This is a genomic window from Hyalangium minutum, from assembly GCF_000737315.1.
Lineage (GTDB): Bacteria > Myxococcota > Myxococcia > Myxococcales > Myxococcaceae > Hyalangium > Hyalangium minutum.
The window spans coordinates 274,365-286,661 of sequence record NZ_JMCB01000008.1 but is presented as its reverse complement, the minus strand read 5'-3'; the positions used below and the strand labels follow the sequence as shown (position 1 = coordinate 286,661).

The following is a 12,297-nucleotide window of genomic DNA, read 5'->3' as shown; positions in this document are numbered from 1 at the left end:
CCTGGATTCGTACTGTTCCCGTCACCGAGAGGGAAGGAGCAACATGCGTCACAAAATCGTGTGGGGCCTTGCCGCACTGCTGAGTGCGTGCGCGGCGGAAGGCGCGGAGCGGCGAGGGGAGACGAGCCCAGGCGGGCTCACGCTCCAGACGGAGCGGGTCGTCGTCTTCAAGGACGGATACGCCCTGTTGGTCAAGCAGGCGAAGGCCACCGCGGACGCTCGCGGCGTCACGTTCACGGAAGAGGTACCGGACAGCGCGGTGCTCGGCACGTTCTGGGCCTGGAGCGATCGCGGTCCCGCCCTGCGCTCCATGCGCGCGGAGTGGCGTGAGCAGGAGGTGGAGCGGGAGGAGCGCGGCACCTGCCTGGATCCGGCCTCCATCCTCGAGGCGAACCCCGGCAAGCGCGTCACCGTCGAGCTCGAGAAGGTGACGCTGACCGGGACTGTGCTCCCCCTTCCCGCGGGGCAGCCCTCCGCCCCTTCACCAGCGCTCTCCGCGCGCTCCTCCGCGTTCGAGCCTGTCCTCGTGCTCGGGGCGCCTTCGCTGGGCCAGGTGGTCGCCCTCTCGGTGCCGGAGCGCGGGACGGTGGTGCTCGCGGGCAAGGACATCCAGCGGGTGTCCGGGGCGGACCTCTCGCTGGAGTGCAAGCGGAAGGTCCGCGTGAAGGAGCGGCGCAAGCGGCTGGCCCTCGACTTTGGCGAGGAGGCCGCAGGCAAGGCGCTCACGGTCCGGATCGTCTACTTCACGCCAGGCCTTCGCTGGGTCCCCACCTACCGCTTCGAGGCGAAGAAGGGTGGGCCCGGGGCGCTCGCGCTCCAAGCGGAGCTGGTGAACGAGCTGGAAGACATCCGGGGCGCACCGTTCGATCTGGTCGTCGGAGTGCCGAACTTCCGGTTCCGGGACGTGGCCTCGCCGTTGTCCCTGGAGGGCATGGTGCGCAATGCGCTGGCACAGGCCGCTCCCTCGCTCATGGGCCAGATGAACAACCTGAGCAATGCCATGTTCACGCAGCGCGCGGGCGAGTGGCGAGGAGGCGTGGGTGACGAGGAGGTGAGCAGCACTCCCCAGCTCCCAGACTTTGGCGGGCAGGCCGAGTCGCCGGACTTCTTCATCCACCCGCTCGCGGCGATGGATCTGCCCAAGGGGGCTCGGGCGGTGGTGCCCCTGTGGAGCGATGAGGTGCCGGCGCGGGACCTCTACACGCTCGACGTGCAGGTCCGCCGGGATGAGAACGACTCGGACACCGTGCAGTACGGGAGCTCTCGAGGGTCGATGGGGAGCCCGTCGCCGCTGCGGCTCGCGCGGGCGGAGGTGTGGCACCAGCTCGAGCTGAAGAACGGCACGAAGTTCCCGTGGACCACGGGGCCGGTGTTGGTGATGCGGGGGCAGGTGCCTCAGGCCCAGGAGCTGCTCACCTACACGCCGCGCGGGGGCGACACGCTGCTCCCACTCACGGTGGCCACGGACGTGCGCGCGCTGCACGAGGAGGTGGAGCTGGAGCGCAAGCAGGATGCGCTGGAGAGCAACCGAGGCCGCTATGCGCTCATCCGCAAGAAGGGGACGATCTCGCTGTCCAACCCCCGCGGCGAGCGCACCCCGCTGCGGATCCGGCTGTCCACGGGCGGCAAGGCGGAGGCCGTGACGGGCGGCGGCCGCGTGAAGGTGGACGACTTCCGGCCGGAGGACTGGGGCGGCAGCCGGCTGGCGGCGGTGAACAGCCACAGTGAAATCGACTGGACGCTCACGTTGGAGCCGGGCGAGCGCAAGACGCTCACCTATGAAGTCAGCTTCTGGCGCTGACTGGGAGATGATGGAGGCGCCATGCCTGCCCGTCGCGTACTCGTGGTGGAGGACGACCCGGCCATCCGCCGGGGCGTGGTGGATGCGCTCCGGTTCCAGGGCTACGTGCCGCTGGAGGCGGGGACCTTCAAGGACGCGCTCGCCAGCGCCACGCGGGACAGCTTCGACCTGTTGTTGCTCGATCTGGTGCTGCCGGGAGGAGACGGGCTGGAGGTGCTGGCCGAGGCCCGCAAGGCCCGGCCCACGCTGCCCGTCATCATCCTGACGGCGCGGGGACAGGAGGAGGACCGGGTGCAGGGGCTTCGGCGGGGCGCGGACGACTACGTGGTGAAGCCGTTCAGCGTGAAGGAGCTGCTGGCCCGGGTGGAGGCGGTGCTGCGGCGGAGCGCGGAGCGGCCGCTGGATGTGGAGGAGATCCGGTTCGAGGGAGGCGTGGCGGACCTGCGCAAGTGCGAGCTGCGGTTCGAGGATGGCGCGACGGAGTTGCTGTCCGAGAAGGAGATCGAGCTGCTGCGCTACCTCTCGCTGAACCGGGAGCGCGTGGTGTCGCGGGATGAGCTGCTGCAGCGGGTGTGGCGCCTGCCCGCGAGCCTGGCGCGGACGAGGACGGTGGACATGCACGTGGCGCGGCTGCGCGACAAGCTGCGAGACAGTGCGGAGGAGCCGCGGATTTTGCTGACGGTGAGGGGCAAGGGGTACCGCTTCGCGAGCAGGGGGCCGGGGTGAGGCGGACGATGCCCACGTGGATGGCGCTGGCGGCCTGCGTGGCGCTGGCGTGCGGGGCGCTGGGGTGGCTGAGTGTCACGACCCTGAGGCTCGAACGGGCGGAGGCGCAGACTCGGGCAGAGAGCCGGGTGGAGGAGCGCGTCCGGCTGGCGCTCTGGCGCATGGATGGGCGGCTCGCGAGGCTCCTGGCGCAGGAGAGCACCCGGGTGGTGAGTGCCTGGGAGCCGTTCTACGTCCCGCTTCATGTGTTCGCTCAGGAGGGGAATGCGCCCGGGCCTGCGGCGGCGCGCATTGCCTCGCCGCTGCTGTACGGGACGCCGGACGAGGTGCGGTTGCACTTCGCCTTCCAGGAGAGGGGACCCCTGCGCTCACCCCAGGTTCCGGTGGGAGGACAGCACACGCTGGCGCTGACTGCGGGCGCCCGGAGCGAGCAGCTCCAGCAGTACGGTGCGCGCCTCGCGGAGCTGCAAGCCCGCCTGGACCGCCGGGTCCTGCTTCAACTCGAGACGGGCACGCCTTCTCCCGAGACGGTCATCGCGGCGCGAGAGCCGAGCGCCATCGAGTTCAACCGGCGGCAGATGCAGGCCATCGGGAACGCAGCCTATCTCCAGATGCCCGGCGAGGCTCCGGAGGACGTGGCGCCCACGGCGCAGGAGGTCCAGGTGTCTCCCATGGTCCCGGTGTGGATGGGGGACGAGCTCCTGTTGGTCCGCCAAGTCACTCGGGAGCGAGGTGGGGTGGAAGTCCAGGGGGCGTGGCTGGACTGGGCGCGGATTCAATCCCTGTTGCTGGCGGAGGTGACGGACTTGCTACCGGCCGCGGTGCTCGAGCGGGTACCCCCTGGCGCGGGAGATCTCCTGGAGCGCCGCCTCGCCTCGCTGCCGGTGCGGCTCATTCCAGGGGCGCTTCCGGCTGCGGAACCTCCCGGGGGCTCTCCTGTCATCTGGAGCCTCGTGGTGGCGTGGAGCGCGCTCGTGGTGGCGCTCGTGGCGGTGGGGCTGCTGTTGTTCGGGGCCCTCTCCTTGAGCGAGCGCCGGGCGGCCTTCGTCTCCGCCGTGACCCACGAGCTGCGCACGCCGCTCACCACCTTCCGGATGTACGCGGAGATGCTGGCCGAGGGCATGGTCACGGACGAGGCGCAGCGCCGAGGCTACTACGAGACGCTGCAGCGGGAGTCCAATCGGCTCGCCCACCTCGTGGAGAACGTGCTCGCGTACGCGAGGCTGGAGCGCAAGCGCTCGCCCAAGGCCGCGGAGCCGTTGGCGCTCGGGGGCTTCCTGCGAGACAGCCTGGGGCGCTCGGAGGAGCGGGCTCGGGAGGCGGGGATGTCTCTGGTGCTGGAGCTCCCGGAAGCGCTCGAAGCCGCTCAGGTGCGCGTGGAGCCTTCCGCCGCGGAGCAGGTGCTCTTCAACCTCGTGGACAACGCGTGCAAGTACGCGCACGGCGCGGAAGACACGCGCATTCATGTCCGCGCCGAGCGCCGGGGTTCACGCCTCGCCATCGTCGTGGCCGATCATGGGCAAGGAGTCTCGCGCACGGATGCGAAGAGCCTCTTCGAGCCCTTCTCGAAGTCCTCCGAGCGCGCGGCGGAGTCCGGGCCCGGAGTCGGGCTGGGGCTGGCATTGAGCCGCCGGCTCGCCCGGGCCATGGGCGCGGAACTCCGGTACGAGGGGGGCCAGGGAACGGGCGCCGTCTTCGCGTTTCTCCTCCGCACCCCGTGAGGTCTGGCCCAACCTGTCAGACAAGCAGACAGGCTCGAGCCATGCCGCGCCGCCAGGCCTCAGGCGGCTTCGGGAGATCTCCGGCCTGAGACGTCACTCCAGTCCAACCCGAAGCGGGTGAGGTACTTCTTCAGCCGGTCCGCGTCATTGGTGCTCGCCTTGCGCGCGCGGGACTGCGCGAACAGCACGCGCCCGGCCTCCGACAAGGTGCGGGCCTGTCGGCACACGGCAATGACATCCGCGAGCTGTACCCGATCGAACCGGTCCAGCTCCGTTGCCAGCTCGGCGCCCAGCACCTCCGCCACGAGATCCACCGCACCCGCAGAGGCGGGAGAGGCCCCCCTCGTCCACTGTGCGCGCAGCCGGGTGAGCTCCTCGTCCACGTCCTCCCGCGTAATCCGCCCACCCGAGGCCAGCGTGGCCATGCGCAGCACCGCCGCGTTCAGGTCCCGGAAGTTGCCGCTCCAGCGCGCCTCGGATGAGGTGGCGAAGCGCAGGAAGTGCTCCTGCGCCTCCTTGTTCATCGTCACCCGCAGCTCCAGCGCCTGGGAGGCCTGGTCCAGCTCGTAGACGAGGTTCGGCGGGATGTCCTCGGGGCGCTCGCGCAGGGCAGGCAGCCGGAACGTCCACAGGTTGATGCGCGCCAGCAGGTCCTCCCGGAAGCGCCCGCGCTCCACCTCGGCCTGCAAATCCCTGTTCGTTCCCGCGATGAGCTGGAAGTCGCTCTCCACCTCCTTGTCCGAGCCCACCGGCAGGAAGCGCTTGTCCTCCAGCGCTCGCAGCAGCATGGCCTGCTCGTCTGCGCCTAACTCGCCAATCTCGTCCAGGAACAGCACGCCCCCGTTTGCCTGCCGCAGCAGCCCAGGCCGATCGCTCACCGCTCCCGTGAAGGACCCCTTCACATGGCCGAACAGCGCGGACATGGCTCCATCCCCGCGCAGCGTGGCGCAGTTGAGATCCACGAAGGGCCCGCTCACCTGCCGCCGCGCCTTCTTCAGCGCGTAGATGCGCCGCACGAGCTGGGACTTGCCCGCCCCCGTGGGCCCGGTGATGAGCAGCGGTGCACGCGAGCTCATTGCCACCTGCTCGATGCGCTCGATGAGCCGGTTGAACGCGGGGTTGCGCGTGTCGATGCCCGCCTTCAGGAAGGAGAGGGCCTCGCGTTGCTCCTGCTGGAAGCGCGCTGCCAGCTTGTCGTACTTCGACAAGTCCAGGTCGATGAGCGTGTGCCCCCCCGCGCCGCCCAGCCCCTTGTCCCGGCCCGAGGGTGGTGAGGTCTGCACCAGCCGGCCGGGGATGTGCCGGCTCTCCACCAGCAGGAACATGCAGATCTGCGCGATGTGCGTCCCGGTGGTGATGTGGACAAAGTAGTCCTCCTGCTCGGGCTGGAAGGGGTACTTCCGCGCGTAGTCGAGCAGTGCGCCATAGACCTGCTCCAGGTCCCACGGGTCGCGGATGTCCACCACGGCCCCGCGCACCTCCGTCTCCGGAGACACCTGCTGGATGTCCTCGGTCACCGTCGCGGCCAGCACCCCCGCTGAGGGCGGATAGAGCAGCTCGAGCCGGTCCACCAACAGGTCCTCCTGCTGACACATCGCCACCGTGGGGCGCCACCGCTCCCACCGCCTCGGGCCCTGCCCCTGGTCGATGGTCGTCCCGAGCATCCCGATGACCACCGTCCTGCGTGCCTGTGTCTTCGCCATACGGATACGAGTTTATCTCCAAGGATAAGGAATCGGCCAGCTGGGAGCGCGCCTCCCTCGGAGAGGGCTGGCACGGCGGCTGCTCTATCCCCCGTCGTGCCCGGCACATGGGTTGGGCGAACGAACGGAAGGCAAGGCCATGAATCGCAGCTACGAGGTGTTGTCGGACGAGGGGAAGAACCCCATCAAGGCGTGGACGGTCGGCGTCCCCTTCGAGGACGAGGCGAAGCAGCAGGTGAAGAACCTCGCGGGCCTGCCCTTCATCCACAAGTGGATCGCCGTGATGCCGGACGTGCACCGCGGGTACGGTGCGACGGTGGGCTCCGTGGTGCCGACGGTGGGCGCCATCATCCCGGCGGCGGTGGGTGTGGATATCGGCTGCGGGATGATCGCGGTGCGCACGACGCTGCGCGCCGAGCAGCTGCCCGACAACCTGGCCCCGGTGCGCGCGGTGATTGAGCGCGTGGTGCCGCACGGCCGCACGGACAACGGGGGCCGCAATGATCGCGGGGCCTGGCAGGACGCTCCGGCGACGCACCGCGAGGCGTGGGCGCGCTTGAAGCCCGGCTACGACGCCATCCTGGAGAAGCACCCGCGGCTGGGCCGTGGGCCGGACCTGGGGCACCTCGGGACGCTCGGGACGGGGAACCACTTCATCGAGCTGTGCCTGGATGAGTCGCAGAACGTCTGGGTGATGCTGCACAGCGGCTCGCGCGGGGTGGGTAACCGGATCGGGAGCCACTTCATCGAGCTGGCGAAGGAGGACATGCGCCGCTTCTTCATCCACCTGCCGGACGCGGACCTGGCGTACCTGCCGGAGGGGACGGAGCACTTCGAGGACTACGTGCAGGCGGTGGAGTGGGCGCAGGAGTACGCGGCGACGAACCGCCAGTTGATGTTGGACTCGGTGGTGGCGGCGCTGCGGGCCTCGCAGCTGTTGCCGGCGTTCGGGCTGAAGGACGCGGCGGTGAACTGCCACCACAACTACGTGGCGCGTGAGCACCACTACGGGAAGAACTGCTTCGTGACGCGCAAGGGCGCGGTGCGGGCGCGCGAGGGGGACCTCGGCATCATCCCCGGCAGCATGGGGGCGCGTTCGTACATCGTCCGCGGGAAGGGGAACGCGGAGGCGTTCCACTCGTGCAGCCACGGGGCGGGCCGGGTGATGTCGCGCGGGGCGGCGAAGAAGCGCTTCACGCTCGAGGACCACGCGAAGGCGACGGCGGGGATCGAGTGCCGCAAGGACGTGGACGTGATCGACGAGACGCCGGCTGCGTACAAGCCCATCGATGCGGTGATGGCGGCGCAGGCGGACCTGGTGGAGGTGGTCCACACGCTGCGGCAGGTGGTGTGTGTGAAGGGCTAGGCCCGGACAGGGTGCGCGAGGTGGCCATGCCGGGATAGCGACATTCGAGGCGCCCGCTCCCCCCGAGACCGGTTGAAACGGTCGCTAGGATGGGGGAGCGGGCGCCGCTACTTTTGGCATTTCGAGGGACAGAGACATGGTTCGGATCGACGGTTCGAAGGGAGAGGGGGGCGGACAGGTTCTGCGCACGTCGCTGGCGCTGTCGCTGGTGACAGGGACGCCCTTCCAGATGGTGAACATTCGTGCGGGGCGGCAGAAGCCGGGGCTGCTGCGGCAGCACCTGACGGCGGTGAAGGCTGCGACGGAGGTAGGTGCGGCGGAGGTGACGGGGGCGGAGCTGGGCTCGCGGGAGCTGACGTTCAAGCCGCGGACGCTGGCGCCGGGGAACTACTTCTTCTCGGTGGGGACGGCGGGGAGCGCGACGCTGGTGTTGCAGACGGTGCTGCCGGCGCTGATGGTGGCGAGCGGGCCGTCGACGCTGCGGCTGGAGGGCGGGACGCACAACCCGTTGGCGCCGCCGTTCGACTTCTTGCAGAAGTCGTATCTGCCGCTGGTGGGGCGGATGGGGCCGAAGGTGGAGGCGGTGCTGGAGCGGCACGGGTTCTTCCCGGCGGGAGGGGGGAAGTTCCAGGTGAAGGTGGAGCCGGCGCCGCTGAAGCCGCTGACGCTGTTGGAGCGGGGGAGGGTGGTGCGGCGGCAGGCGACGGCGCTGATTGCGATGATTCCGTTCGACGTAGCGAAGCGGGAGCTGGCGACAGTGGAGCAGGCGCTGAAGTGGAAGCCGAACGAGCTGCGGACGGAGGAGCTGAAGCGCACGCAGGGGCCGGGGAACGTGCTGACGCTGGAGGTGGAGAGCGAGCACGTGACGGAGGTGGTGACGGCCTTCGGGGAGCGGGGCGTGCGAGCGGAGGAGGTGGCGGGGAACGCGGCGGCGGAGGTGAAGCGCTACCTGGACGCGGAGGTGCCGGTGGGCGAGCACCTGTGCGACCAGCTGTTGCTGCTGTTGGCGCTGGCGAAAGGAGGCACGTTCCGCACGCTGCCGCTGGACGGGCACGCGGTGACGCAGCTCGACACGTTCGCGCACTTCTTGGACGTGAAGGTAGACGTCCGCGAGGTGTCTCCCGAGGTCCGCGAGGTGGAGGTTCGCGGATAAAGGCCTGACACGGAGCGTTCAGGCATTACGCGTCGAGGCGTCAGTGTTGGGAGGGAGGCTGCCCCCGTAGGGGGGGCGTAGGCGATGCACGGGCGTCACCCGGCGGCTCCTCCTCTTCTCCGTGGCTGCCCTCTACCCTGAGCACCTCCTCGCAAGAAGGGGTGACACATGCTGCCATGGCGGATGGTCTGGAAGGCCGAAGCTCTGTTCCTCGTGTTGCTCGTGGGGTGCAGCAGCATCCCTCGGGTCTCCGTCGTGGAGGACACTGGCCAGGGCAAGGCCGTCGTCCATGTTCCCCGCACCGCTGACCTGCAACCAGTGGAACTGGAGGAAGAGGAGTTCCAGCAGGCCGTAAAGCGCCTTGCGCGCGAGGTTCGGCTGACAGGCACTCCGCGCCAGACGGCGGAAAAGGCGTTTCAGATGGATCCGCAGAGCGGCAATTACCTCTACCTCCAGCGGGATAAGAAGCTGGTGCCAGCAGGGCCCGGCGAGCCCTGGGACGGCACGTTGACGAAAGAGGATCTGGAGCTGGCGGAGCGTTATCGGCTCTGGTGCCAGAGCGCCTACCACTTCTATGGAGACTGTCTCGGGGGCGCGCTGGTGGAAGGGCGCTACCTGGACATGCAAGGCCGTTACGTCTGGGCACTGGCGATGAGCAAGAGCCCGGTGCTGGACGAGATGAAGAATGCGCTGGGTGAGATGGTGGAATTTCGCGCGCTCATGAGCGCGGCCCTGTGGACGTTGGGTTCCATGCTGTTGATCATGCTCCTCAATCCCGTGGCTCCGGCGCTGGTGGCGGTGCTGGGCGTCGGGATGCTGCTGTATGTGGGCTATGACACGCTCCGCAACCTCGTGACGGGTTGGGCTGAGTTAACGGAGGCGGCGAAGGCCGCAACCACCTTCGAGGAGATCCGCGAGGCGGGCGAGCGCTTCGGAAAGATCATCGGGCGAGAGGCAGCGCGCGCGTTCGCCATGCTGCTGGTGGCGGCCATTGGCTCGACGGCGCAACTGTTCGCTGCGAAGGTGCCGACGCTGCCCGGCTCGGCGCAGGTGGCCATGCAGGCCGAGGGGCAAGCAGGAATCTCTCTGCCCGCGCTGGGGGCTATGGAGGAGATCGCGGTCACGGCCGAGGGCGTGAGCATCACGCTGCCCGCCAACGCCGTGGCCATGGCAGCGCAGCCCAGTCGCGGCAAGGGCCCTTGCGTCGAGACGCACCACATCGCCACCATCTGCAACGACACGTCCACCGCGCGCGGGGGCCCGTGGACGCCAAGGTTCCGAGCAATCTTCGCCAAGGCGGGAATGTCGCTAGATGACCCGGCGAACAAGATGCCTCTATCGGGACACTACGGACCGCACCCCGAGCGGTATCATGAGATCATCCTCAAGGAACTGACCGAGGCCACGGAAACCTGTCGCACCGTCGTCGAGTGCCGTCAGGCGTTGACTGGAGCACTCCGAGCGTTAGCCAAGCAGATTGCCACCCCTGGAGCAGAACTGAACCAACTCGTCACCCAGTAGCCCCCGCGCTAAATGGAGGCCATGGCCAAGCGTTATTTCGAGCTATCCGACAAGGTGACCTTCCCGCATCGCTGGCACCTGGACACGCCGACAGACAGTTACGGACAGAAGGTGGACGACAGGATGTTCAGGCGCGGGGAACCCGTCCATCTCCAGGAACGCTTGAGAATCCCCGTTGAGATCGCGGGCAAGCCACTGGACTACACGGAAGCGAACGTCAGCGTCCCGGTGGTCCATGTCCGGGTCGCGTCCATGTTCGCGGAGCTGGCCCCGGACGACGTGCAACTGATCCCCGTGGACGTGGAGGGCCATCCGGATCAGTACCTCATCCTCGTGGCCACACGCCTGATTCGCTGTATCGACGAGAAGGCGTCCCGCATTCGGCTCTGGACGCACGAGGACGGAGTCCCTCATAAGGTCGGCCAGTATGCCTCCGTACGCGATCTGCGCATCGACAAGAGCAAAGTGGGAGGCACTCGGGTGTTCCGTCTTGAGGGGTGGCGGAGTTCGCTGATCGTCTCCGGGGAGATCAAGGATGCCTTGGAGCGCATGGGAGCCACGGGCACGAGGTTCGAGGAGGTCTAGCTTAGGGTTCTCCGGAAGTTGGACCACGAGGCATGTCAACGGACGGCTTGTAGCAGTAGCCCTCGTAGTCATACATCTTGTCACCACACGGTGGCGTCTCCCTTCCGATTTCCACCCAGCAACTGCCGTTGATCTCCCTTTCTCCGCGCTCGCACGGTGGGCGGCGCTGACCTGGAAAAGGCTTTTTGGGCATGGACTTGCCAAACGAGTTGCTCGGCTGTCCCACGCTGGGGACGTTCTGAACGCTCGTCAGGGCCTCTTCCCCGATTCCCGCGTCAGGGGCGAATGGTGCCACCTCCTCGAGCGTTGACTGCCATGCCGGGGGCGGCTGCTTTGGCTCGGGGCACACTACAAGAAACACGAAGGCCATCGCGGCGCAGCCCATGACAGACAGACGAGCCCAGGTAGGAGAAATGGGGGGCAGCCAGCCCTCACGCCGTATGGGCGCCGGGTCAGTGTCGGAGATGTCCTCTTCGTCGTAGCTGTTGTCCGAAGAGCTCCAGTCTTCTGCGGCGGAGCTTCTGGATAGGAGAGAGAGGATGGGCTTCTGCGGGTCAACCCCTCCTGCATGCACCAACCGCAAGGCGTCGCGCATGAGCTGCCCCGCAGTGCCCCGAGCAGCTCGTTCGTCGGAGAGCAGCCGCAGGATGAGAGCCTCAAGAGCGGGGCTCACCGTTGCCAGTACCGAGGGCTTGAGTAGCTCTCGCTCCACGAGGCCTATGCCGTCCGTGCACGGAGGCGGGTAGGTCCCCGTGACAAGCCGGTAGAGGGTGATACCGAGGGCGTACAAATCATCCGAGGGACGAGACGCCCATCGTGCATCTACGTCCTTGCGGTGGGCGTAGATGAACCCTCGCTGCTCGGGGGGGCGATAGGCGCTGGTTCCAGGGGGCGCTGGCGTGTCCGTCAAGGACCGGGCCGAGGGCAACCAGCAACTTCCCCAGTCCAGGAGCACCGCACGGCCTTCGGGAGTGACGCGGATGTTGGCTCCCTTCACGTCGCGGTGGATGACGCCTCGGCCATGCGCGGAGGTCAGGGCCCCTGCCAACTGCGCCACTACCCGCAGCACGTCCAAGCTGGAGCGCGGTTGCTGCCGGAACCACTCGTAGAGGGTGGAGCCCTCCACCGCCTCCATGACCAGGTAGGGGTAGTTCTCGCCCGTCGAGCTCGTCCACACCCCCCTGTCCTCGTAGCGAGGGATGGACGGGTGGTGGCTGCGCTGGAGCGCCTCGGTCTCTCTCTCGAAGCGAGGGTCTTCAGGCCACTTGGCGACCTTGAGCGCCACAGGCGGGGACTCGGGTGAGGCGGCGCGCTGTGCTCGGAACACCACCCCATAAGAGCCTGAGTCGAGGCGATCGAGGATGCGCCAAGGGCCCACGGTCGAGCTGAGGGAGGGCAGGTCTTCGTGCATGAGGCCTCCTGACGGGTAGGGCGTCAGGGACCCTACTCTGGGAGGCGGGTAGGGCGCCAGAAAGGGGCCGCTCCGGGTGCCCATGCACCTGTCACACCGTGCGGCTCCCCTCACTCTCCATCGTCGCCGGGCTTTGGAGTCTCGATGATCACCGGGTTGCCCATGAACCTAGCCAAGAGACGTTCCAGCCACTTGCGCCCCTCTTCTGGGGGCATTGTCGCCAACTTCTCTTGAATGCCCTCGTGGACGCGCTGCAGGGCCTCTGCAACGAACTCAGGAGGAGGATCGCTGGGAGTCGTCATGGGGTCTG

The 12,297-nt window shown here is 68.2% G+C and carries 10 protein-coding genes; 7 read left to right on the top strand and 3 right to left on the bottom strand.

The annotated features are described in order from the left end of the window. Positions 1-43: 43 nt before the first annotated feature. The 3 genes from DB31_RS22510 to DB31_RS22500 are packed head-to-tail and all read left to right on the top strand — an operon-like array spanning position 44 to position 4,248. Positions 44-1,801: a hypothetical protein gene (locus DB31_RS22510; RefSeq protein WP_044191229.1), complete on the top strand. Its 1,758-nt coding sequence runs from the start codon at positions 44-46 to the stop codon at positions 1,799-1,801. Positions 1,802-1,822: 21 nt separating this feature from the next. Then, the gene (locus DB31_RS22505; RefSeq protein ID WP_044191228.1) at positions 1,823-2,527 is read left to right on the top strand and encodes a response regulator transcription factor; all 705 of its coding nucleotides are present in this window, start codon (positions 1,823-1,825) and stop codon (positions 2,525-2,527) included. Positions 2,528-2,535: 8 nt separating this feature from the next. After that, positions 2,536-4,248, top strand: a complete 1,713-nt coding sequence (locus DB31_RS22500; protein ID WP_044191227.1) for a sensor histidine kinase — start codon at positions 2,536-2,538, stop codon at positions 4,246-4,248. Between the two features lie 59 nt (positions 4,249-4,307). On the opposite strand, the gene rtcR is transcribed toward DB31_RS22500, so the two are convergent. Continuing rightward, complete coding sequence (gene rtcR, locus DB31_RS22495; RefSeq protein ID WP_044191226.1) at positions 4,308-5,951, bottom strand: RNA repair transcriptional activator RtcR; 1,644 nt, start codon at positions 5,949-5,951, stop codon at positions 4,308-4,310. Positions 5,952-6,090: 139 nt separating this feature from the next. Between rtcR and DB31_RS22490 the strand changes: the two genes are divergently transcribed. The 4 genes from DB31_RS22490 to DB31_RS22475 all read left to right on the top strand — a co-directional run bounded on the left by DB31_RS22490 (position 6,091) and on the right by DB31_RS22475 (position 10,576). Further along, positions 6,091-7,317 carry an RtcB family protein gene (locus tag DB31_RS22490; protein WP_044191225.1) on the top strand — a complete coding sequence of 409 codons (1,227 nt, stop codon included), beginning with the start codon at positions 6,091-6,093 and terminating at the stop codon, positions 7,315-7,317. A gap of 136 nt (positions 7,318-7,453) precedes the next feature. Beyond that, entirely contained in the window at positions 7,454-8,470 is a 1,017-nt protein-coding gene (rtcA, locus tag DB31_RS22485) for an RNA 3'-terminal phosphate cyclase (protein WP_044191224.1), read from the top strand. A gap of 168 nt (positions 8,471-8,638) precedes the next feature. Further along, positions 8,639-9,991, top strand: a complete 1,353-nt coding sequence (locus DB31_RS22480) for an AHH domain-containing protein (RefSeq protein ID WP_044191223.1) — start codon at positions 8,639-8,641, stop codon at positions 9,989-9,991. Positions 9,992-10,012: 21 nt separating this feature from the next. Continuing rightward, positions 10,013-10,576 carry an imm11 family protein gene (locus tag DB31_RS22475; RefSeq protein WP_044191510.1) on the top strand — a complete coding sequence of 188 codons (564 nt, stop codon included), beginning with the start codon at positions 10,013-10,015 and terminating at the stop codon, positions 10,574-10,576. Between the two features lies 1 nt (position 10,577). Here DB31_RS22475 and DB31_RS22470 read toward each other — a convergent pair whose 3' ends face one another. Both DB31_RS22470 and DB31_RS22465 read right to left on the bottom strand, forming a co-directional pair. Further along, positions 10,578-11,987: a serine/threonine protein kinase gene (locus DB31_RS22470; protein ID WP_044191222.1), complete on the bottom strand. Its 1,410-nt coding sequence runs from the start codon at positions 11,985-11,987 to the stop codon at positions 10,578-10,580. A 110-nt stretch (positions 11,988-12,097) separates the two neighbouring features. Then, the gene (locus DB31_RS22465) at positions 12,098-12,289 is read right to left on the bottom strand and encodes a hypothetical protein (protein WP_044191221.1); all 192 of its coding nucleotides are present in this window, start codon (positions 12,287-12,289) and stop codon (positions 12,098-12,100) included. Between the last annotated feature and the right edge of the window lie 8 nt (positions 12,290-12,297).